This is a genomic window from Chromohalobacter canadensis (assembly GCF_029544075.1).
In the GTDB taxonomy this organism is placed as follows: Bacteria; Pseudomonadota; Gammaproteobacteria; order Pseudomonadales; family Halomonadaceae; genus Chromohalobacter; species Chromohalobacter canadensis_A.
Map to the genome: position 1 here is coordinate 14,167 of NZ_JAJQJH010000009.1, position 22,005 is coordinate 36,171.

Genomic DNA, 22,005 nt, shown 5'->3' on the forward strand with positions numbered 1-22,005 from the left:
AACTCACTCGAACAAGACCGACATGAGCGAACAACTACAGATCCTGATCTACGAAGATACCGCAAAGGCGGTCGACGTGCGTCTGGACGAAGGACGCGAGACCGTATGGCTGACGCAGCGGCAGATGGCCGAGCTGTTCGACGTCAAGCCGCAGAACATCACGATCCACTTGAAAAATATCTACGCTGAGGAAGAGTTGGTGGAGGAGGGAACTTGTAAGGAATTCTTACAAGTTCAGATTGAAGGGGGCAGAAAGGTCAAGCGTGCGAGGCTGCATTACAACCTCGATGCCATCATCTCCGTCGGTTACCGCGTCAACTCCCGGCGGGCGGTCCGCTTTCGCCAGTGGGCAACGCGCGTCCTTCGTGAGCATCTCATCCAGGGCTGGACGTTGCATCAACAGCGCTTCGAGGCGAATGCCCAGGAGTTGGAGGCGGCGATGGCGCTGGTGCGCAAGGCGGCGCACAGCCCGGCGCTGGATATGCCGGGCAGTCGTGGGCTGGTGGATATCGTCGCGCGTTATGCGCAGACGTTTCTGCTGCTGCAGCGCTATGACGAAGGGCTATTAAGCGATCCCGACGTGCAGGCGGGCGGTCAGCTGCCTTCGCTGGAGACCGCGAGAGCCGCGCTGGACGAGTTGAAAGCCGAATTGATAGGACGGGGAGAGGCCACCGACCTGTTTGCGCGGGATCGAAGCGATGGGCTGGCCTCACTGCTGGGCAATCTCGATCAGTCCGTCTTCGGCGAGCCGGCCTATCCGAGTATCGAGTCGAAAGCTGCGCACCTGCTCTATTTCGTGATCAAGAATCACCCGTTCGCCGATGGCAACAAGCGCAGTGCGGCCTTTCTGTTCGTCGACTTCCTGTACCGTAATGAGCGCCTGCTGTCATCGACGGGGGAGCCCGTGATCAACGATGTCGGTTTGGCCGCGCTGACGCTGCTGGTGGCGGAGTCCGATCCCGCCAACAAGGAGACGATGATCCGGCTGATCATGAACATGCTCGCCGGTGACACGGCGCCTGCTGGAATCACCGGTGAACGTTATTCAAATGCGTGAACGCCGCTCGTGCATTATTCTCACTAAATAAGCCATTTTCGTTGAGTGCGAACGGTGGTTTCGATGGCGAAACGCAGTTCACTCCCGACCGATAGGGCGCCGGGAGTGTCCGTTCTCGAACCTCAGGCAATCTTTAGTTCCTCCTTCGCCGGGGCGGTGGCTCGCCGCAGGAAGTCTCGGTTGATGGGGCTGTGTGGCTTGAGTGCCAGGCGTTCATGAGCCAGGCCTTCGGCTAGATCGCGATGCCCGCCGCGTAGGGCGGCTTCGGTCAGTGTCCAGTCGATGATATCGCGTTGGGCGTGGCTGCCGCCGAAGGTGTTGGCGATGAAGCGTACCGGGTGCAGGCGCTCGGTGGCGGTGGTGTAGTCGCCGCGCCAGAAGGCAACGAAGCCTTCCACCAGCGGCAGGCCGGTGCGCCGGGCCCAGGTTGCCGTCTCCGATTGATCGCGAGTGGCGCGCAGCGTGGTCAGCAGTTCTTCCACGCGGTCATCACGCCCGGCGCCCAGGTAGGCCATGACCGCGTGCCAGTCATTGAAGGGATAGAGTGTGCCGTCGGCGTGTTGGTCCCAGGCAGTTGCAAGTTCCTGCCAGCGCTCGCCGACGTCCTGGCCGGTGAGGGTCAAGCGCCACAGCAGTGCCGAGGCGTCGATCATGTCCAGCGCCACGGCGCTGCGCTCCTTGCGTATCGGGCCGTCATAGAGGGCCAATACCTCCTGAGTCTGGCCGAGGTCGAGATGGCAGAGAGTGAGGTGCCACCAGTTATGCACCTTGAACAGGTTGTCGTCGCCGGACCAGTAGGGCTCGCGCGCTGTCATCCAGCCGATGCCGTCCTGGGCACGGCCCTGCATCTCCATGACGTGGGCCACGGCGTGATGCGCCCAGCAGTCGAGCGGTTGCTGGTCCAGCGCTTGGCGGCCGGTTTCTTCGGCGCGGACGTAGTCGCCGGTTTCTTCCAGCCCGAAGGCATACATCCCCTGGGCGATGGAACGACCCGGCATGTCGGGCGACCAGCGGGGCAGCACGCGGGCGAGGCGGTCGCGCAGGTTGCGGGCGTTGGCACGGTAGAAGTCGATCAGGTGGCCAGCTTGCAGGGCCAGCAGGTCGTTCGGGTAGCGCAGGTTGTGACGATCTAGCGCGAGTCCCGCGGCACTCCACTCGCCGGCCAGCAGTAGCGCGAGGGCGGCGACGTGGGAAGCCTCACGGTCATCCAGACGCGACTCCTTGGCGGTTGCCAGGTCAGCCTTGGCGGCGATGGCGGCGGCGGGCTCGGTGGCCAGGGCAAACAAGTAGGTCCTGGCGATGCGCGCCATGGTGAAGTCGGGGGCGACTTCGATGGCTTGGTCCAGCGGGGCGATAGGATCGCCACGGTAGATGTTGAAGGCGTCGATGGCGCTGTTGTATAGGGCTAGAGTCTCGGCGGTGGCGCCGGGCAGGGCGTTGCCTTGGCGGTCGGTTAACATGGCAGGGTTCCAGGTATCACTGTTTGAGGGTAAGCGGGAAGGGCACGATATCCACCTGGGACGGCGTGGCGGCATGCCATGCTGCTAGACTAAAATAAGGTGCAAAACACCATAATGGCCAAGGCGCCGGTATTGTTGTCCGATCCGCCGCGATAGAGGTTCCGGCCCATGGATGCGGCGCTTGATGTGCTGCGCATGATTCGCTTTACCGGCGGCATTTTCCTCGATGCGGAGTTCTCCGCGCCCTGGTGCGTGGCGGCTCAGGTCACGCCGGCGGATTGCCGGCCGTTGACCCCGGTGCCCCAGGGCATCCTGGCTTATCACTACGTCAGTGCGGGACGGCTGCTGTTGCAGGTGGAGTCGGGCAGCCCGGTGGCGGTGCCGGCGGGACACATCGTGCTGCTGCCGCGCAATGATCCGCACCTGCTCGGCAGTGAGCTGGGTGGCAGGCCGGTCAGTGTCGATCACCTGTTGCAGCCCGTGATCGCGGGCGGACCGGCGCATATCGTTTATGGGGGCGGTGGCGACACCACCCGCCTGTTGTGCGGTTTTCTGTATAGCGAGATGCCCTGCCATGCCTTGGTCGGTATGCTGCCCAGGGTGATGACGCTGGACGTGGCGGAGGGTGCGGCCGGGGCGTGGATCGAGAGTTCCTTCCGCTTTGCCGCCAGTGAGCTGACGGCGGGGACGGTATGCTCGCCAGCGCTGCTCGCCAGACTCGCCGAAATGCTCTTCATCGAGGCCGCGCAACGTTATCTCGCCTGCTTGCCGCCCGAGCAACGTGCCTGGATCGGCGGGTTGCGCGACCCCTACGTCAGCCGGGCGCTGACCCAACTGCATGACACCCCCGAGCGGCATTGGACGACGCAAGCCCTGGCGCGCCATGTCGGGCTGTCCCGATCCGCCTTTGCCGAGCGTTTCACGGAGCTGGTGGGCGTGCCGCCGATGCGCTACCTGGCCCAGCTACGTATGCAAAGCGCCGCCTGCCGGCTGCGTGAAACGCTGACGCCCCTCTCGCGCATCGCCCTGGAAGCGGGATACGACTCGGAAGCCGCCTTCAGCAAGGCGTTCAAGCGGACGTTCGGCATGCCACCGGCAGCATGGCGACGTGCGCAGCAATCTTTGGAGGAATATCGAGGGGCAACTGACGAATGTGATCCGTAGGCATGTGGCCGGTGCGACGGTGCTCTACGGGCTCAGGATCAGAATGCCCAGGCCCACCGCAATGAGCAGGCCCCCGATGAACCGGCCCACGTGGTGGGCGTGGGGCACGAGCTTCTCCATCAGGAACAGCAGGGCCAGGGCGGCCATCCAGGCGAGACTCATGACGCCCCCGACGAACATCAGCAGCATCAGTGCCCAGCAACAGCCAATACAGTAGGCGCCGTGGCGGATCCCCATGGTAAGCGCCCCGGCGGTGCCCTCGCGCCATTCCGTCATCAGAAAGCTAAGCGGCGAGCGACACTTGCTCAGACAAGCGCGCTTGAGTTGGCTGAACTGGAAACTCCCCGCCAGGATGAGCAAGCCGCCCCCGAGTGATGGGCCCACCTTGCCCATGGTTGAACTTATCAGCGTACTCTGTTGCAGCCCCCACTGGGTCGCGGCGGCCAGGAGACCGAATCCCATCCAGGTGGCCAAATAACCCGCTATGAAACACCAGGTGGGGGCGATGGCTCTGCCATGGACCATGCGTTGCTGGTGCACTCGGGTGTAAGTAAGAATCATCGGGCTGGCGCTCGGCAGCATCATCGCGACCATCATTACGCACCACATCAGCGCGCTGATCGCCGCCATATCCAGTCCCCATTCGCCCGAGACAGGCAGGCTCATGGGCATGTCGACATGGCGGGATGTGGCTGTGATGACGAGATAGCTCCAGGCAAGCAGTGTCAGCACCCCCAGGGCGATAGCGACCACCAGCCGCTCCCGCGAGTGGAGCCTGGCCATTGTCAGGTGCATGGTAGGACGCCCGTTCAAGGCCCGGCGTAGGCGAACGGCGAATAGAAGGCCGTACGCTCGCTGAGGTCGACATCGATGCCATGAGCCTGGTGGAACAGTGACTGGGAGGTAGCCACCACCAAGGATTCACCCGGTGCGACCGCCAGGGGATGGTTGCGAATGTGGATATCGTCGCCGTCCTGACCTGCGAGCGCTTTGATGTGCGCGCCCGCCGATTCGCCGAGCGTCAGGTGCCGCTGGCCTTTTTCGGCCTCGTAGCGAATGGGGACCCGCTCGACAGCGCGCACCTCGCTGATCAACGAGGCGAGTAATGCCGGGTGCCCCCCGGCCTGGCCGCCGAATATCGTCTCCATTGCCTCTTGCTGGTGCTCGTCCCCGCGTTGGTCCAGGTAGAGCACCGCCTTCCAATCGCCCTCCGCCATTGGCCCTGGGGCGTACAGCGCGACCGCCACGTTGAGGTCTTTGAGCGCCACATCACCATATTGCCCCGTGGAGATGTGCCAGCCCACCAGTGCCGTGCAGTCACCCTCGGTAGGGGCTCCCAGATAGAGGCAGGGGCAGGCCCCCTTGCAAGTGCAACTCTCTAGATAGTCCCCCTCTATCTTCCATTGCGTGTTCATGGCCACGCTCCTCTTCAATCCGGCTGGACTTGCGTCTCTTTATGTATAGCGCTTGCTGGGCCGAAAAGCGTGTAGAAGTGACGGTGACACCGGAAAGCTTGCGCAACCGGCCGGGCATGAAAGTGCCCCATAGTGATCTTGACGGCATGGTTCATGAACCCGCGCCGCCATTTTCTTCTCAATGCCGCGAGCCAGTTCATACCCATCGAGGGCGAGCTGCTCTTGGATTGAAGCGCCGCTACGCCGCTGGTTTTGAGGAGAGCGGGCTCGATGTCCCCATCGAGCCCGCGAGAGCTACGTATCAGCGCGCCTGTATGAATTCGAGCAGGTCAGCGTTGATCCGTTCGGGGTGCGTCGCGAACATGCCATGCGACAGGTCGGGATATGTCTTCAGCGTGCCGTTAGGCAGGAGCTTGACCGCCTTGTGGGCCGAGGCCGCGATCGGAACGATCTGGTCGTCCTCTCCGTGCATCACCAGCACGGGAATCGTGATCGCCTGGAGGTCGTCGGTGAAGTCGGTCTCCGAAAATGCTTCGATGGAGTCGTACTGGGCCTTGGCGCCGCCTTCCATGCCCTGTCGCCACCAGTTGTCGATCAGGCCTTGGCTGACCTCGGCACCGTCGCGATTGAACCCGTAGAACGGGCCGGCGGGGATGTCCTTGAAGAACTGTGCGCGATTGGCTGCCAGGGTGCTGCGAAAGCCGTCGAACACCTCCTTGGGCGTGCCTTCCGGATTGGCGGATGTCTGTAGCATGAGCGGGGTCACCGCGCCCATCAAGACGGCCTTGGCGACGCGGCCTGATTCTGCCCGGGCGACGTAGCGCGCGACGACGCCGCCTCCGGTGGAATGGCCGATATGAACGGCGTCTTTCAAATCGAGTGTGTTCACCAGTTCCGTCGTGTCGGACGCGTAGGTGTCCATGTCGTTGCTCGTATCGGTCTGGTCCGAGCGCCTGTGCCCTCGGCGGTCGAAGGCGATGACACGGTAGCCCTGCGATAGAAAGAACAGCATCTGACTATCCCAGTCGTCCGCCGAAAGCGGCCAGCCGTGGTGAAAGACAATGGGCTGGGCGTCTTTGGCTCCCCAGTCCTTGTAGAAAACGTTCGCACCGTCTCGAGTCGTAATGGTTGCCATCTCTTTACCTTCTGTTGGTAGAAGCCGGATACCGATTTTCCAGGGGCTGGCGACTCGACAGGCGATGCTCGATTCTCGCAGTGGTTTCACCATCCCCGCTTGAACAGCTCTTGTAGATTAGTCTCCAACGACGTGAAGCGGTGTGTTCAGGAAGCGCTGTTCCTGCTGAAACGCAATGTTTTCGTCGACGACATGCGTTTCCTGTCCCGATCGCGTTGCCATACGTCAGTCGGCGGCTCTTGGGCCTGGAAGCGGAGGGAGGCGTCCGGCGCCTCGCGAGATCAACTCGGGGCTCGGTCTGCGGCTTGTGCCCGGGAGCAGCGTTCGTGCGCCACCGTCCCCGGGACGAGCACTTATCGGTGCACCCAGTCCAGGTGCTCGAACGCGCCTCGGGCGTGATCCTCGCGGAACATCTCGTGGTCCCGGTGCAGGCGGTCAGCAGCCTCGGTGGCGAATTCCACCATGTCCTCGGCGAACAGTGCCGGTGGGCCGATGGCGTTGAGGATCGCGGGTTCGATGTCGTAGTCGAGCTTGCCGGATTCGTCCGAGAGGGCGTGCACGGTGGCAAGCACGCCGCCGCAGATATGGGCGTATTCCTTCCATTCGCTCTTGGAGAGGTCGTCGAGGTCCATGTCGTCGCGGAACGGCGCGCGCTCGCGGGACAGATAGCTGTGCCCCTCGAACGTGACGTGGCCGTAGAAAAGATCGCCGCGTATCAGGTGCACGGCCTGGGCATGGCTGATGCGTTCGGCGAGGGTGTCCATTTCGTAGGCGGAGGGCGGTACCAGGCCGGACAGGGCGGAGCGCCGGGCCTGCTTGTACTCGATGATCAAGTCGTCCGTGCCGTCGCGCCGGGGACCTTCGATCAGCACGTAATAGCGGTTGAGCCCCAGCGAGGCGGTGCCCTGGCCGAGACGTATCGCCACGTCCTTCACGTGCATGTCATGCTTGTCTCGTCCCTTGGCGCGTGCCGGCACGTCGATCTCGTTTTCCTCGACCAGCCGGTCGGTGATCGCCTGGAATTCGTCACGGCGCGACGAGATCGGCACCAGTTTCCTGGTCGGGCGGAAGCCGCTGCGCGTCTCGTTCAGGTAGTCGTCGGCGAGCCACTCGGCACGGTCTTCATCGGCGTCCTCGAACAGCTTGCGGATGAGCTTCGGCGCGTTGTCGTGACGCATTTCCTCATCCTGCTCGGTGCCTTCGCGCGCCAGCCGCTCCATCGTCTCGAGGTAGCCCTGCACGAAACGACGCACGACCTTGACGCGATGCTTGCGCTTGAGCTCGCCCTCGGTTTCGGAGGCGATCATGAAGCCGACCGCGCCGCGTTTGATATCCCAGGTGAAGGGCGCGTAGTAGGCTTCGTCGAAATCGTTGACCGAGAAGATCGGCACGTTGTCCACGTTGGGCATGACGCCGAAGTTGCCGGGGTGAACGTCGCCGAGCGCGAGTACGGTGGGCATCCAGGCGTCGTCGCCGGCCATGTCGCGGTAGAACAGCAGCGCCGTGCCGCGAAAGAACGAAAACAGCGAGTCGGAGAGCTGGTCGAACTTGGCGCCGGCTTCTTCGCAACCTTCCGCGATGCGTGTCTGGTGATCCTCGCGCAGCGTCTGGCGCACGTGCCGACGACGCTCGAACCCGGTCAGTACGCGCGGGCGCAGCACGAACTCGCCGGCCGCCACTGCCTCGGCCAGGCGCTTGAAGGTATCGAAACGCGTCGCCACCACCGGCGCGGCGGCCTTCTCGAACGACTGCCGCTCGAGCGCCGCCGCCAGTTCCGCCTTGCTCATCTGCGAGCGTCCCGAGATCTCCTGCTGTTGCGCTTGCTCGTAGAGTGCCTTGCGCGTCGGTTCCGATTCCTGGCTCATGCATCCCCCTGCCTGTCCTGGCTACCGTGATGTCGTTGTCTCCTTGCTCATCAGCATGCACGACTTGGGAGGAGGGTGCATGTGCGCTGGGGCGTTAGCGCACGTCGAGCTCCAAGATCCGCCCACCGGCCTGCGTGAAGCGCTCGAGGTAAACCGCGGGGTCCAGCAGTTGATACGGAAAATAGAGCCCCGCGCCAACTGCTGGTTTGCCATCGAGGCCAACGAGCCTCTCGAGAAGTAGCGCGACCCCGAGCCCTGTCAGCGGCATCTGCCCTTCGGGGTGAGTCACCGCGTGGCGTGAGCGTAGCGGCTGCGCTGCCTGATCCTCGCCCTCGAGTTCGATGATGATCTCGGTGGACATCGGCTCGCCACGGCGGCGGCTCGAGCTGACACCAATGGCCAGGTTGAATTCAACGTTGGGGGCACCGGTGACGGTGGCGAGGCCGAACACGTCGTGAGGTGATAGTCCGGTCGCTTCCAGCATCGCCCCATCGGCGGCGCGGAAACGGGTCTCGAGATCGTCGCCGCTGCGCCAGACCCAGGCGCCGTTGCGGCGCGCCTGGACGGCAGGAGTGGTTGATCACCTTTACTTTGCTAAGTTTGAAGAGATGTGGTTGGCGTGCCTGTGCCTACGGCGCTCTTTCATCCAAGCGGTGGCCGCAATGAAATAGAGCAGTGTGGGCAAAACGACCAAGCGCTGGAACGTGTCAAGGTGTGCCACGGCGTCGTTGGTGATTCCGCCCCAGGCAGCCAAGCCGAGGATAGTCACCAGGCAGACCACGGCGATGGCGTACCAGGGGCTGCGACGATTGATGGGCTGGTAGCCGGCGGGAGGCGATTCCGTGAGGCCGCGTTCGAGTACCGGTCCATAGGCGGCTTGATAGGGATCGTTGGCGTCGTTGCCTCTGGCGGCACCGGCAAGATGGCACATCAGCGGGTAGCCAAGGAAGCTGACGAGCCAGACGGGGATGAACAGGGCGAACAGGTGGATGGCGTTGAGTGCTAGTAGCGCGATCCCCACCGCGACACCAAGCCCCCAGGCGGCAAAGGCAGGCAGGTTGGTGTCATGTCCGTGCTGCTCACGCCAGAAAGGACGGATGCCCAGGCGGGGCAGGAGAAAATGTTCGGCAGCGATTATTGCCCCCACCGGAGCGATGAGCATGATGAAGTAAGACAGCACATTCAACCACTGGGTAAACACGAACGGGAAACAGGCGATCACTGTCGTCACGGCACCGGTGGCAACGGTAACCTGCACACGCGAGAAGCGGTCGAACACGGCCTGGAAGGCCAGCCCAGCGCGGTACAGGCTGGGGATGGAGGTTGTCCAGCCGGCCACCACTACGGCGATCAGCCCCATGGCGCCGAGGATACGGAACGCGACACCGCCCGGGTCCATCTCAATGAGCGAGGATTTCGCCAGCAGGGCGGCGGTCGCCCCCATCAGGCCGGCGCAGATCCAGGCCATGAAATGGCCGATGTACATACCGGCTGCGGAGAAGTAGCCATAGCTGGACTTGCGCGCGAAGCGCAGGATGCTCATGTCACTCATCCCTAAGTGCATGGGCAGGTTGGCACCCCAGGCCCAGGCGGCAATGATCCACACGGAAATGCCTGTGCCGCCGTCGGGGGTGGTGCCGGTCCACACGAACGTGTCGAGTACACCACCGAGCGAGGTAATGCCCTCGAGCTGGCCGGTATGCAGCAGCACGGGCACAGTGACGATGCCACTGGCCAGGAACATCGTGGCCATCCAGGGTGAGCACACCGTCGAGAAGTTGGCGATCAGCTTGAAACCCTTGACCGTCATCCAAACGGTGATGGCGCCAACGAACAGGGCCAGTGCCACGAAGCTGACGCTTTGGGGATACCAGGCGGTCTGAGGCGGAATGTCGGTCATCACGCGAAAGGCCGAAGCAGATACCGTGATCATGGCACCGGAAACCACTGCGAAGATCAAGCCATTGAGCAGATTGTAGACCGTCGAGAAGTGCTTGCCGGCCAGCCGTTCCAGATACCAGTAGATGGTCATGCGCGAGCGGGTGGCGATCGGGCTGCAGACCCAGGCCCAGGACAGCACGGCGAGCAGGTTGCCGATCAGCAGGCCCCATATCAAGTCGCTGGTGCTGACGCCCAGTGCGACCAACGAGGCGCCGATAACGAACTCGGTGCCGGCAACGTGCTCGCCGGCATAGGCGCCGAGAAAGTAGGTACCGCTCAGTTGCTTGTCGGCGGGAATGCGCTGGCGCTCGAATTCGCCGCTATCACCGGTTTCGGTAACTTTCCTTGTACTTGGAGACGATATCATGTTGTTTTCCTCCCGGGCCATTGCTGCTAGGCCACAGTGGGCGATGTTTTGAATGGCGTTATTTGAATCTATATGCCGAGGTATAAACGTTCAAATCATTTATTCTATACTTTGGTATTAATGGAATTTTTATTCTAAATGCAGGGTAGCCCCCAGCTGAACGCGGCAATGCCGGTTCTGCGGGGGCTGTTAGAGATGGAAGATAAAGGGAGTCAGCTGGCTTGCTGCTGGGCGACGAGGAACTGCGCTTCGCCATTGCTGAACGACCAGTCGGCGTCAGCATTCTCGGTGATCACGATCATGATACAGGCGGGATCGATATCGGCATGCTTGGCCAGGTCGTCGACGACACGCCGATAGAAAGCCTGCTTGGCATGGCTGTCGCGACCGGCGCGCATGGTTAGCTGCAGGACGACCGAATCACGGTGGCGATTCTGCAGTTCGATCTGCTCTGCCGGCAAGGCCTGGATCAACTGATAGCGATCGTCCGGTGGAAAATCCAGCGTCTCGATCACCGCTGCGTTGACGATGTCGGCGACTTTCTTGCGCCACAGCACCGGGCGGTGATCGGGAACGGAAATGGTCACGAGCGGCATATGTTCGTTCTCCACGCGAGTTATTGAATAAAAGCGATTCGTGCCTGATTCGCCAAGCAGGATGGCAGTCCGTCAGCAAGCTTGCGCGAGGGCGCTATAAGCCCTTCCTTAGGCGCTACATTCGTCATCTGTCCGCCATGGATAATGGAAATACCGGAAAATCCGTGAGCTATTTTCCGGCCATGACGAATGACCCTCGCTTCAGCTTGCTCCCGGCGGCCACCTCATCGACGGGCCTGCAATAACCAGCGCTTAGTGGGTGGGCATCGTGAAATGGTTCGTCTCTTCCCGAATCCCGCTCGGCCAACGCTGCGTTATCGTCTTCATGCGCGTATAGAAGCGCACCCCGTCGCTGCCATGCATGTGCAGCGGACCGAACAGCGAACGCTTCCAGCCGCCGAAGCTATGGAAGGCCATGGGTACCGGGATCGGCACGTTGACGCCGACCATGCCCACTTGGATCTGCTCGCAGTACTGGCGTGCGGCATCGCCATCACGAGTGAATATCGCCGTACCGTTCCCGAACTCGTGAGCGTTGATCATCGACACGGCTTCGTCGAAGCTGCCTGCGCGGGCGATGGCCAGCACCGGCCCGAAGATCTCCTCGGCATGGATGCGCATGCCCGGCTTGACGTGATCGAACAGCGTGCCGCCGATGAAGTAACCGTTGCCAGCGCCATCGACGACCGTCTCGCGACCATCGACGACCAGTTCCGCGCCTTCCTCGACGCCAGTGGCGATATAGTCCTTGACCTTCTCCAGATGATCGCCAGTGATCAGTGGCCCCATGTCATTGTCGGGACCATCGACCAGCCCGGGGCCGACACGCAGGGTCTCGAGCTTCTCGACCAGCTTGTCACGTAGCCGGCTGGCGGTCTCCTCACCGACCGGCACGGCTACCGAGATCGCCATGCAGCGTTCGCCCGCCGAACCGTAGGCAGCGCCCATCAGGGCGTCCACAGCCTGGTCAAGATCGGCATCGGGCATGATCACCATGTGATTCTTGGCGCCGCCCAAGGCCTGGACGCGCTTGCCATGGCTGGAGGCCGTGGCATAGATATATTCGGCGATCGGGGTGGAGCCGACGAAGCTTACCGCCTGCACGTGCTCGTCGGTGAGCAGCACGTCAACGGCTTCCTTGTCACCATTGACCACGTTGAACACGCCATCGGGTAGGCCGGCCTCGCTGAGCAGCTCGGCCAGGCGCATCGGCGTGGATGGGTCCTTTTCCGAGGGCTTCATAACGAAGGTATTGCCGCAGGCCAGGGCGATGGGGAACATCCACATCGGCACCATCGCCGGGAAGTTGAACGGCGAGATGCCGGCACACACACCCAGCGGCTGCATCATCGAGAAGCTGTCGACGCCGGTACCGACGTTCATGGAATGTTCGCCCTTCTGCAGGTGCGGGATACCGCAGGCAAACTCGACGACTTCCAGGCCGCGAGTCAGCTCGCCCTTGGCATCGGAGAACACCTTGCCGTGCTCGCTGGAAATCAGGCGTGCGATCTCGTCGGCGTGCTGTTCGACCAGCGCCTTGAACTTGAAAAGAATACGCGCGCGCTTAAGGGCGGACATCTTCGACCACGTGGCGAAGGCCTGGTCGGCGCTGGCAATGGCCTCGCGGGTCTCGTCGGCGGAGGCCAGGGCAACCTGGGCGCTCTGCTCGCCGGTGGCGGGGTTGTAGACCGGGGCGAAGCGTTCGCTGTGGCCGGCCACGGTCGTGCCGTTGAGATAGTGGTGTATCTGGTTCATGTGATAGCCCTTTGACTCGTCAGTTACTTCGCGATGGTGAAGCCCGCCTGCTCGGCCAGCAAACGCAGGTTGTCATGTCCCATGCGGGCATAGGTGAGGGGGTGAGCAACCTGCGGGTCCTGCTCGGCCTCGACGACCAGCCAGCCCTCGTAGCCCGCTTCGCTGAGGTGCTGGAGCGTGGGTAGGAAGTCCACATTGCCGTCGCCGGGAACGGTGAACAGCCCATCGAGTACCCCGTTGAGGAAGCTCTTGTCGCGATTGCGCACATCATCGAGGACCGGGAAGCGGATGTCCTTGCAGTGCACGTGCTTGATGCGTGAGGTGTAACGCTTGGCAATAGCTAGCGGGTCGCCGCCGGCACCCACCAGATGGCCCAGGTCGAGTAGCAGGCCCACCGAGTCGCGAGTATTGTCCATCAGACGTTCCACATCGGCCTGGCTTTCCACCACCGTGCCGAGATGGTGGTGGTAGGCCATGTGCACGCCCTGTTCCTTGAGGTAGTCACCGACAATATCGAGCCCCTCGGTGAGACGCTGCCATTCGGCATCGCTGAGGTGCGGGCGCTGCGACAGCGGGTGTGACTGGTTGCCGTGCACGCAGTGGGTCACCTCGCAGAACACCATGACCTTGGCGCCGCACTCCTTGAGCAGCGTCAGGTGGTCCTTGATCGCCTCGATCTCCTCCTCGGGGCTGCGCTCCAGCAATTGGCTGGAGTACCAGCCGGAGACCAGCGACAGATCATGGTCGCCGAGGATCTTCGACAGAGTCTCGGGGGTGCGCGGGAACTTGTGGCCCAGCTCGAAGCCGCTGAAACCGGCCTCGCGTCCCTCGGACAGGCAGACCTCAAGTGGCGTGTCACCCCCCAGGCTGGGTAGGTCGTCGTTGGTCCAGGTGAGGGGATTGATACCTAGTCTTACGCTCATGGCGAACTCCCGAAAAAGGCTGTTGTTGGTGATTCGATCATTGAGAGAGCCGTTACATGTTCTGCCACTGGCGGGCCTTGTAGGATTCGTAGCGCCGGCGCGCTTCCTCGACTTCAGAGCGTTCGGAGACCTCGGCCACCGCCACATCCCACCAGGAGCCGCCCTCATCAGTGCCCACCAGCGGATCGGTGTCCAGGCTGATGACGTAGCTGACCGGTGACGCCTTGGCCCGCTCGAGAGCCGCTTCCAGTTCCTGGATGTTGCCGACATGCTCGGCGCGTGCACCAAGTGCGATGGCGTGGGCGGCGAAATTGGTCTTCGGTGCGCCATCCTCGACGCTGAGGCAATCATCGAGCAGGTTGTTGAAGCCGGGACCGCCACAGAACTGCTGCAGGCGATGGATGCAGCCATAGCCACGATTGTCGAGCACCACGGCAATGATCTTGTGGCCCAGCATCAACGAGGTGGCGATCTCCGAGTTGAGCATCAGGTAGGAACCGTCGCCGACCATCACGAACACTTCCGAGTCGGGCTTGGCCATTTTGGTGCCCAGGCCACCGGCTAGTTCGTAGCCCATGCACGAATAGCCATACTCCATGTGGTAGCCACGTGCATAACGAGTCCGCCACAGCTTCTGCAGCTCGCCGGGCAGCCCACCGGCGGCACACACCACGATGTCACGCTCGCCGGCGGCACGGTTGACGGCGCCCACCACCTCGGCATCGGTGGGTAGGTCGGTGCCGCGGTCGGTGGTGGCAATGTCGACGGCCTTGTTCCACTCGCTGCGCAGCTTGGCGGCACGTTCGATCCATTCACCGTCGGGTTGCCAGCCAGCCAGGCCATCGGTGAGTTCGGGGAGGGTCAGGCGGGCGTCTCCAACCAGGGGCTGAGCCTTGTGCTTGACGGCATCGAACGAGGCAACGTTGAGACACAACAGCTTGGCCTCGGGATTGATCATCGCCCGCGATCCGGACGCGAAGTCGCCCAGGCGCGTACCCACGGCGATGATCAGGTCGGCCTCGGCGGCCAGGGTGTTGGTGGACGACGCGCCGGTGACGCCGATGGTGCCCATGTTCTGCTCGTGATCCCAGGGCAGGGCACCCTTGCCGGCCTGGGTCTCGCCCACCGGTAGGTGATAGGCGGATACCAGCGCGTCGAGTGCTTCGCGGGCATCGGCGTAATGCACACCGCCACCGGCGATGACCAAGGGCTTGCTGGCCTGCTTGATCAGCTCGATGGCGCGGGCCAGCTCGTCGCGGTCGGCCGCCTGGCGGCGTGGGCGATGGATCTTCTCGTCGAAGAAATGCACCGGATAGTCGAAGGCCATCGTCTGTACGTCCTGAGGCATGGCCAGGGTGACGGGGCCGCACTCCACCGGGTCGGTCAGAACACGGATCGCCTGGGGCAGCGAGGTGAGTAGCTGCTCGGGGCGGGTGATGCGATCGAAGAAACGGCTGACCGGCTTGAAACAATCGTTGGTGGTCAGCGTATGATCGTGAAAGTTCTCGATCTGTTGCAGGACCGGGTCCGGCATGCGTGTGGCGAAGGTATCCCCGGGCAGGAATAGCACCGGCAGTCGGTTGACGTGCGCTACCGCGGCGGCAGTGACCATGTTGGTCGAGCCGGGACCGGCGGAGGCGGTGCAGGCCATCATCTGACGACGGTCGAGCGTCTTGGTATAGGCGATGGCGGCATGCGCCATGCCTTGCTCGTTATGGGCGCGGTAGGTCGGCAACTGGTCGCGGGCGTGATAGAGCGCCTCGCCCAGCCCAGCAACGTTGCCGTGACCGAAGATCGCCCAGCAACCCGCGAACAGTGGCTTGATCTCGCCATCGATTTCGACTTTCTGGGCCGTCAGGTAACGGATGACGGCCTGGGCCATGGTCAGGCGAACGGTATTCATGACAGGACTTCCTCTGCATTGGGCTGGGTAGAACGCAGCCGCTGCCATTCCTGGATCAGCTCGGCATAATTGCTGGCGACCCTATCGATGAGCTGGTTGTTGTCGAGGTTGCCGGCCAGCCAGTCGCGGCTGGGCGCAGCGAACAAGGTGCGGCCCACGGTGAATCCCTTGCACCGGGCGTGGCGCGCTGCCGCGGCGAAACCGCGCTTCATGTCCTCCATGGGGGCGTCCAATCCCAGCAACACCACACCTCGACAATGCGGGTCCTGTTCGTCAATGGCTTGGCTCACCGACTGCCAGCCCTCATCGGTAAGCGTCGGCAGCTTCCACCAGTCGGGGCGGATGCCCAGGTTGTAGAGCCGCGTCAGCGAACGGGCCAGGGTCTGGTCGTCGACCTCGGCCTGGTTGGGCGGAATCACCTCGATCAGCAGCTCCAGGTGGTTGGCACAGGCGGCCTGGTAAAGCTGGCGCAGACGGGCTTCCTGCTCGAGGCGCAGGGCCAGCGGGTCGTCCGGGTGGTAGAACACCAGGCACTTGATGATATGTTCGGTCGGCCAATGGCGGAATTCGCTGCCCAAGTCATCACCGTGCTGGAAACGCAGCGGACGCGAGCTGGGCAGCTCGACCGGACGGCCTATCCACCAATGCTTACCGGTGGCATCGTTGAGCGCGTCCTGACCGAACACGTCATCGACCAGGATGGCCGGGCTTTCCAGGCCGGTACGCCGTGCGCCTTCCTCGGCGGCTTTCACCAGCAACTGCTTGAGCTGGGGGATGTGGGCCGGGTCGGCCTTGACCTCGCGGGCCATATCGGTGAGCTGACGACGATGGTCGAAGGCCAGCCCGCAGACCTGGGGCCAGTCGGCAGGAGCGCGTGTGGTGACACGATGCAGATGATTGAGCCGCTCGTCCCGGTCGGGGCGCTTTACTGAGGCGCGGCGGTCCAGGTAGTCGAACAGTTCTTCCTCGGTGGGCATGGCCGGTGCACAGCCGTGGCGTGATACGACCAGCGCGCCGCAGGCGTTGGCGTAGGCAGCGCTGGTGGCCCAAGCCTCGCCGCGCAGCCAGCCACGCAGCAGGCCGCTCATGAAGGCATCGCCGGCGCCCAGCACGTTTAGTACCTCAACCTTGACGCCCTCGACCAGAATGCCGTCCTCGATGCGATCTGGGATCGTGCCCTCGAATACTACGCAACCCAGCGCGCCGAGCTTGCAGACCAGTGTGGCATCGCTGATTTTGCGCACATTGCGCAGCGCTTCGAGCGTGTCGATGCTCCCGCCGGCGATATGGAATTCCTCTTCGGTGCCGACGATCAGGTCGAAATCGCCGAGCCAGCGCTGCAGGTGACGGGTGACCTGGTCATCGGCAATGAAGCGGGTCTCGCCATCGCCGGGGTTGGTCAGTCCCCACAGCACCGGACGGTAGTCGATATCCAGCACCCGCTTCGTGTCTTGCTGCGCCGCGGCGTCGAGTGCCTTGCGGCAAGCGCTCTGGGTGGTTTCGGTGGACAGGTGGGTGCCGGTGATGGCCAGGGCCTGTGCCCGGGCGATGAAGTCGGGGTCGATGGCATCGGCATCAATGGCCATGTCGGCACAGTCGCGGCGGTAGAACAGCAGGGGAAAACTGTCGCGGTCCTTGAGTGCCAGAAGTACCAGGCCGGTATGCCGCTCCGGATCGGTCTGCAGGGCGCTGGTATCCACACCGGCTCGTTCGAGTTCCTCGCGCACGAAGTTGCCCATCTGCTCGTTGCCGACGCGCGACAGCATGGCTGACTTGAGCCCCAGACGGGCGGTGCCGTAGGCCATGTTGCCGGAACTGCCGCCCAGGTACTTGGCGAAGCTGGAGACATCTTCCAGACGGCTGCCGATCTGTTCGGAGTAGAGGTCGACGGCGACCCTGCCCAGGCAAATCAGGTCCAATGACTTGGTCTTGTTCATAGTGTTTTCCTACGTTAGGCCGTCACCGTGTGCCTGTGCGGACGTTCACGTTGATATCAGGTACTACCGGCCAGTGAGGGTGTAGTCACGTCAATCGAGTCGTTATAAAAAATATAGAATTTTAATTTCAATATTTCAATTTACGGAATAAAAATTCTTTTTATGCTCCGAGCGTCGCCCTCAAGGCCATAGGCGGCGGCCTTTCATGCACTGCGTGGCAAAACCGTAACGGAAGCCATGGCATGCCTTTTCACGGCATCCTTGCCTCGTACTGGCCCGGCCTGCCCCGTTCTGCCAGTGGCGGGACGGGCAGGCCTCTTTCTGGAACCGGATCAGGCGTAGAAGGCGGGGCGCTCGGGCATCTCGATTCTTTCGATCTGTCTGCTCTCCTGCGCCCTGACGCAGGCATCGCTGGCAATGGCTGCCGCGTAGCCATCCCATGACGACGGGCCGCCAACCGTGCCGCTGGCGGCACCATCGATGAAGGCCTGAAGTTCGACGTCGAAGGCTTCGCCGAAACGTTTCTTCCAGTCCTGCAGGACTTCGTTGGAGCGCTGTCCGGCCTGGCGGAAAGTCAGGCTCTGCGGCTCGGGCAGGTGGGCAATGCCCTCTTCGCCGATCACGTCGCACTGGATGTCATAGCCATACTGGCAGTTGACGAAGACTTCGACGTCGATGCGCACGCCCTGGGTGGTCTCGAGCAGTACGATCTGTGGATCCTCGACCTTGCTATGGGCGTGGCGAGTCTTGCGCGGGAAGACGACCTGGGCGGTAGAGTAGTCGTCGTCGAGCAGCCAGCGGAAGGTGTCCAGCTCATGGATCAGGGTGTCGTGAATCGCCATGGGCGTGACGTAGCGCTCTGGGACCGTCGGGTTGCGGTGGGCTGCGTGAATCATCAATGGCTCGCCGAGGCGATTGGCGTCGATGGCCTCCTTCATCAGCTGGTAGCCGCTGTCGTAGCGACGCATGAAGCCAACCTGGACCCGGCGCTTTCCTGCATCGATCTCGGCATCGATGATATTGCGGCAGCCTTGCGCGGTGGTGGCCAGTGGCTTTTCGCAGAATACGTACTTGCCGGCTTGGATGGCGGCGAGTACATATTCTTCGTGAGTGCCGCCCCAGGACGTCACCATGACGGCATCGACGTCGTCAGCCTGGATCAGCTCCAGGCCGCTATCATAGACCTTGGCGTCCAGGCCGAGGCGGTCGACGACCGCGCGCGCCTGATCGGCATTGACGTCGCTGACGGCAACGATGCGCCCGCCGGTGAGGGAGTGGGTGATGCGCCGCGCATGCTCTTCGCCGATCATGCCGGTACCGATGATGCCGATTCTGACAGTCATGATGATTCCTCGTTATTTCCAGTATTTGTCCACGTAGCGCTGGATTTCCTCGCGCATGAAGCGCGAGGACTGCTCGGCACGTTCCTCCCAGGCGAAGACGCAGGCGGTCATGATGCCGTCGAAGCCGACATCGGCGAGCGTCTTGAAGAACAGGTCCCAGTCCACTTCGCCTTCACCGATATTGAGATGCTGATGAACGCGGGCGGTGGAACCCGGTGGGTTGATGATGTAGCGCAGCCCCGAGGAGGCCTTGTGATTGAAGGTATCGGCGACATGCACATGGGCCAGTACCGGGGCACAATCGCGGATCATTTGTTCCATGTCGTCGCCGAAATGGAAGGTGTGCGGCGCGCAATAGAGGAACTTGACGTTGTTAGAATTGACAGTGCGGATCATGTCCACGGCTGGGTGCAGCGTCTCGACGAAATCGTCGGGGTGAGGCTCGATGTTGAGCTGAATCCTTTCGCGTTCAAGGATCGGTACCAGTTCTTCCATGGAGCGCCACCAGGAGGCCTCGCTCGACTCGGTGGTGGCGCCGCCCTGGCAGCAGCTCGAACAGCTGCCGCGCTCGGGATGGGGGCCGCGCCCCATCTCGGAATTCATGGTGTCCACGCCCAGCTCCACGGCAATCTCGATGGCTTTCTTCCAGTACTTCACTGCCGACTGGCGCTCATCCTCGTGGGGACTGGCCCAGCGGTACATGGGGAGCAGCGAGGAAAGCTGCACGCCATGGTCTTTGAGCGATTTTTTGAAGGTTTGCAGGCGCTCGGGATAGACCCGAGGGTGCACGAACCAGTCGAGAAAATCGGCGCGAGGCGACAGTTCGATGTACTCATAGCCCAGTTCGGCGGCCAGTCGCGGCAGTTCATTGAGTGGCACGTGGCGGTGCATGAACGGATCCAGGGCGATTTTCATGCGAAGCTCCTGCGTAGATTGGTGTTCGTTTACTCAGGCGGTCAGTTTGCGGCGAATTTCATCCATGCTGCCCTGAATGGCCGTGAACGGGTCATCCAAGTTGCAGACTGCAGGGGCGAAGGGCTCGAAGGAAATGTACTGGTCGTAGCCTGCCGCGAGCAGTTGCTGCACCTGTCCGATACTGTCCAGGCGGTCGTGCGGGCCGACCAGCAGGCGATGTTCGTCGAGCATGGAGTCGAAGTTGATCGACTCGTCTTCGACACCGGAGACATGCACCAGGCCGGTATGCTCGGGAAACACGTCCCGCTCTCCGGCGCCGGCATGGTGGAAGGTGTCATGAACCAGACTGAAACGGTGCGTCAGGCCAAGATCACGGATAGCCTCGACGGCTTCCTGCTTGGTGCGAAGTGACGAAATCGGGAAGCCCAGGGGCTCGACGAATCCCTGCAGGTCATAGCGCCCCAGAATGCGGTCCAAGGCGGCCAGCGCGTCCTTGAGTCCAGCGCGTTTTTCATGCTCGGATGCGCCGTGGTCATCATCGACCAAGGGGCAGAGTACCAGGCCACGTCCGCCGCAGGCATCGACCAACTGAGCCAGATGCTCGGCCTGCTCGGCACGCTCGTCGTTCCAGATGTTGAATGGATAGAGGGCGTTGATGCTCAGGATCTCAATGCCTTTCTCTCGTGCCAGCCGCCCGGCCTCCTTGGCCTGGTCAAGTGTCTTGATACTGTTGTTGCCGACATCGTTGCGAAGTTCGACTGCGCTTAATCCCAACTGGGCGGCACCTTCAAGTAGCTCACTCACGCTCAGTCGTGGGCAAATCATGTGGTTCAAGGCAAAACGGGGTGCTTGCTGGGCCATGGTTGTTTTCTCTCTTGACTGACGAGCTGAAGACGCAGACGCCGGCCTTGCCGACGTTTTGGCCTATCGATTGAGTGGAGATTAGAATAGGTATTCCAGTTATTCAATATTTGGAAAATTTCATCTCGTGTCAGGTGGACAAGCGGGAAATTAGATAAAAACCTTTATATATCAGTGACATGTTAAATCCTTGTGCCAGTTGTCGCCGTGTTTTCCCGAGCTTGCTCTAGATTTTCTGCGACCAAAGATGTAGGGCAGCCATCGCCAAACGATGCCTTGTCCCAATGCGGATGTCGCAAGCCAGCGTTGCCCGGATGGGCGTAAATGCTGGGCGAGTCACCTTTCCTGTATTATGAGAATGGTGTGTTCTATACTTTGGTATTAATGGAATTTTTATTCCATTGCGCCTAGGCTGTCGTTACATCAGGCCAAGTAGCGGCGCAGCGAACTCGGAGAACAGGCATCAATGAATCAATTACCGCAAGACTTCGCCGAACTCGAAGCGCGAATCACTACCGAGTACGGAACCCTGAGCCGGCGTTTACAGCAAACGGCGCGTTTTCTGCTCGACCACCCCCAGGAAGTAGCCTTCGCCACGGTCGCCAAGTTGGCCGAGCGCGCCGGTGTGACGCCATCGACATTGATCCGCTTTGCCAACAGCTTCGGCTTCAAGGGCTTCTCGGAAATGCAGCAACTGTTCAGGACCCGGCTGGTCGATGAATTACCCAACTACGCCGAGCGCATCCGCGCGGTGCGCTCGGCGACCGGCGAAACCCCTGACAGTACCCAACTCCTCTGGGAGTTTGCCGAGGCCAACCGTGAGGTGCTCGAGGCCTTGCCCAGTCGTATCGATCCGCACGATCTGGAGCGAGCGCTGGATGTGCTTGAGCAAGCCGAGATTGTCCACGTGCTGGGAGCACGACGCAGTTTCGTGGTGGCTAGTTACTTTGCCTACGCACTGCATCACATCGACAAGCGGGCTTTTCTGATTGATGGCCTGGGTGGGATGCACGGAGAGCAGATGAAAGCCGTCGGTCCCCGGGATGCAATGCTGGTGGTGAGCTTTTCTCCCTACGCGCATGAAACGCAGGATGCCGCGGCCGAGGCCAAGGAGCGTGGCATTCCCATGGTGGTGATCACCGACTCCAGCCTCAGCCCTCTGGCGCGGCTCGCGGACGTGAGCCTGGTGGTGCATGAAGCCGAAGTAAAAAGCTTTCGTGGCCTGACGGCCTCCTTGTGTCTGACACAGACGCTGGCAATTGCTCTGGGCGTACGCCAAGACAAGGCTAGCGAGTCTGTACACGATGAGGCGAAGGCCAAGAGGTGAATCCCGATGTTCGATGATCGAGCAATGAACGAATCTGACTG

Annotated in this window: 18 protein-coding genes; 3 read left to right on the forward strand and 15 right to left on the reverse strand. The window is 62.0% G+C overall.

Annotated elements, in window-relative coordinates; translation table 11 throughout:
* The first annotated feature begins 22 nt into the window (after positions 1-22).
* The gene (rhuM, locus tag LUN51_RS11735) at positions 23-1,057 is read left to right on the forward strand and encodes a virulence protein RhuM/Fic/DOC family protein (protein ID WP_277811405.1); all 1,035 of its coding nucleotides are present in this window, start codon (positions 23-25) and stop codon (positions 1,055-1,057) included.
* 122 nt (positions 1,058-1,179) lie between these two features.
* On the opposite strand, the gene LUN51_RS11740 is transcribed toward rhuM, so the two are convergent.
* Positions 1,180-2,517 carry a tetratricopeptide repeat protein gene (locus LUN51_RS11740; protein WP_277811406.1) on the reverse strand — a complete coding sequence of 446 codons (1,338 nt, stop codon included), beginning with the start codon at positions 2,515-2,517 and terminating at the stop codon, positions 1,180-1,182.
* 168 nt (positions 2,518-2,685) lie between these two features.
* Here LUN51_RS11740 and LUN51_RS11745 point away from each other — a divergent pair, with 168 nt between their 5' ends.
* Entirely contained in the window at positions 2,686-3,681 is a 996-nt protein-coding gene (locus LUN51_RS11745; protein WP_277811407.1) for an AraC family transcriptional regulator, read from the forward strand.
* A 24-nt stretch (positions 3,682-3,705) separates the two neighbouring features.
* On the opposite strand, the gene LUN51_RS11750 is transcribed toward LUN51_RS11745, so the two are convergent.
* From LUN51_RS11750 to LUN51_RS11815, 14 genes are all read right to left on the reverse strand, one after another.
* Positions 3,706-4,476, reverse strand: coding sequence for a DUF2182 domain-containing protein (locus LUN51_RS11750; RefSeq protein WP_277811408.1), 771 nt, complete (start codon positions 4,474-4,476; stop codon positions 3,706-3,708).
* 14 nt (positions 4,477-4,490) lie between these two features.
* Positions 4,491-5,096: a DUF1326 domain-containing protein gene (locus LUN51_RS11755; protein WP_277811409.1), complete on the reverse strand. Its 606-nt coding sequence runs from the start codon at positions 5,094-5,096 to the stop codon at positions 4,491-4,493.
* A 301-nt stretch (positions 5,097-5,397) separates the two neighbouring features.
* Complete coding sequence (locus LUN51_RS11760) at positions 5,398-6,231, reverse strand: alpha/beta fold hydrolase (RefSeq protein WP_277811410.1); 834 nt, start codon at positions 6,229-6,231, stop codon at positions 5,398-5,400.
* Positions 6,232-6,584: 353 nt separating this feature from the next.
* Positions 6,585-8,096, reverse strand: a complete 1,512-nt coding sequence (locus LUN51_RS11765; protein ID WP_277811411.1) for a DUF2252 domain-containing protein — start codon at positions 8,094-8,096, stop codon at positions 6,585-6,587.
* 94 nt (positions 8,097-8,190) lie between these two features.
* Positions 8,191-8,580 (reverse strand): hypothetical protein, encoded by a 390-nt coding sequence (locus tag LUN51_RS11770; protein ID WP_277811412.1) that lies wholly within the window; start codon positions 8,578-8,580, stop codon positions 8,191-8,193.
* Positions 8,581-8,682: 102 nt separating this feature from the next.
* A complete protein-coding gene (locus LUN51_RS11775; protein ID WP_277811413.1) occupies positions 8,683-10,404 on the reverse strand; it encodes a purine-cytosine permease family protein in 1,722 nt (573 codons plus the stop codon).
* Between the two features lie 212 nt (positions 10,405-10,616).
* Positions 10,617-11,000 (reverse strand): tautomerase family protein, encoded by a 384-nt coding sequence (locus LUN51_RS11780; RefSeq protein WP_277811414.1) that lies wholly within the window; start codon positions 10,998-11,000, stop codon positions 10,617-10,619.
* A gap of 252 nt (positions 11,001-11,252) precedes the next feature.
* On the reverse strand, positions 11,253-12,755 hold the full coding sequence (locus LUN51_RS11785; protein WP_277811415.1) for a CoA-acylating methylmalonate-semialdehyde dehydrogenase: 1,503 nt from the start codon (positions 12,753-12,755) through the stop codon (positions 11,253-11,255).
* A gap of 23 nt (positions 12,756-12,778) precedes the next feature.
* The gene (gene iolE, locus LUN51_RS11790; RefSeq protein ID WP_277811416.1) at positions 12,779-13,678 is read right to left on the reverse strand and encodes a myo-inosose-2 dehydratase; all 900 of its coding nucleotides are present in this window, start codon (positions 13,676-13,678) and stop codon (positions 12,779-12,781) included.
* Between the two features lie 52 nt (positions 13,679-13,730).
* The gene (gene iolD / locus LUN51_RS11795) at positions 13,731-15,581 is read right to left on the reverse strand and encodes a 3D-(3,5/4)-trihydroxycyclohexane-1,2-dione acylhydrolase (decyclizing) (protein ID WP_277811417.1); all 1,851 of its coding nucleotides are present in this window, start codon (positions 15,579-15,581) and stop codon (positions 13,731-13,733) included.
* Positions 15,578-17,518, reverse strand: a complete 1,941-nt coding sequence (locus LUN51_RS11800; RefSeq protein WP_277811418.1) for a bifunctional 5-dehydro-2-deoxygluconokinase/5-dehydro-2-deoxyphosphogluconate aldolase — start codon at positions 17,516-17,518, stop codon at positions 15,578-15,580. The genes iolD and LUN51_RS11800 overlap by 4 nt, the downstream gene beginning before the upstream one ends.
* A 332-nt stretch (positions 17,519-17,850) precedes the next feature.
* Positions 17,851-18,861 (reverse strand): Gfo/Idh/MocA family protein, encoded by a 1,011-nt coding sequence (locus tag LUN51_RS11805; protein ID WP_277811419.1) that lies wholly within the window; start codon positions 18,859-18,861, stop codon positions 17,851-17,853.
* A gap of 12 nt (positions 18,862-18,873) precedes the next feature.
* A complete protein-coding gene (locus LUN51_RS11810; RefSeq protein ID WP_277811420.1) occupies positions 18,874-19,776 on the reverse strand; it encodes a sugar phosphate isomerase/epimerase family protein in 903 nt (300 codons plus the stop codon).
* A gap of 33 nt (positions 19,777-19,809) precedes the next feature.
* Positions 19,810-20,580, reverse strand: coding sequence for a TIM barrel protein (locus LUN51_RS11815; RefSeq protein ID WP_277811421.1), 771 nt, complete (start codon positions 20,578-20,580; stop codon positions 19,810-19,812).
* 523 nt (positions 20,581-21,103) lie between these two features.
* On the opposite strand from LUN51_RS11815, the gene LUN51_RS11820 reads away from it, so the two are divergent.
* Positions 21,104-21,964 (forward strand): MurR/RpiR family transcriptional regulator, encoded by an 861-nt coding sequence (locus LUN51_RS11820; RefSeq protein WP_277811422.1) that lies wholly within the window; start codon positions 21,104-21,106, stop codon positions 21,962-21,964.
* Positions 21,965-22,005 lie beyond the last annotated feature (41 nt).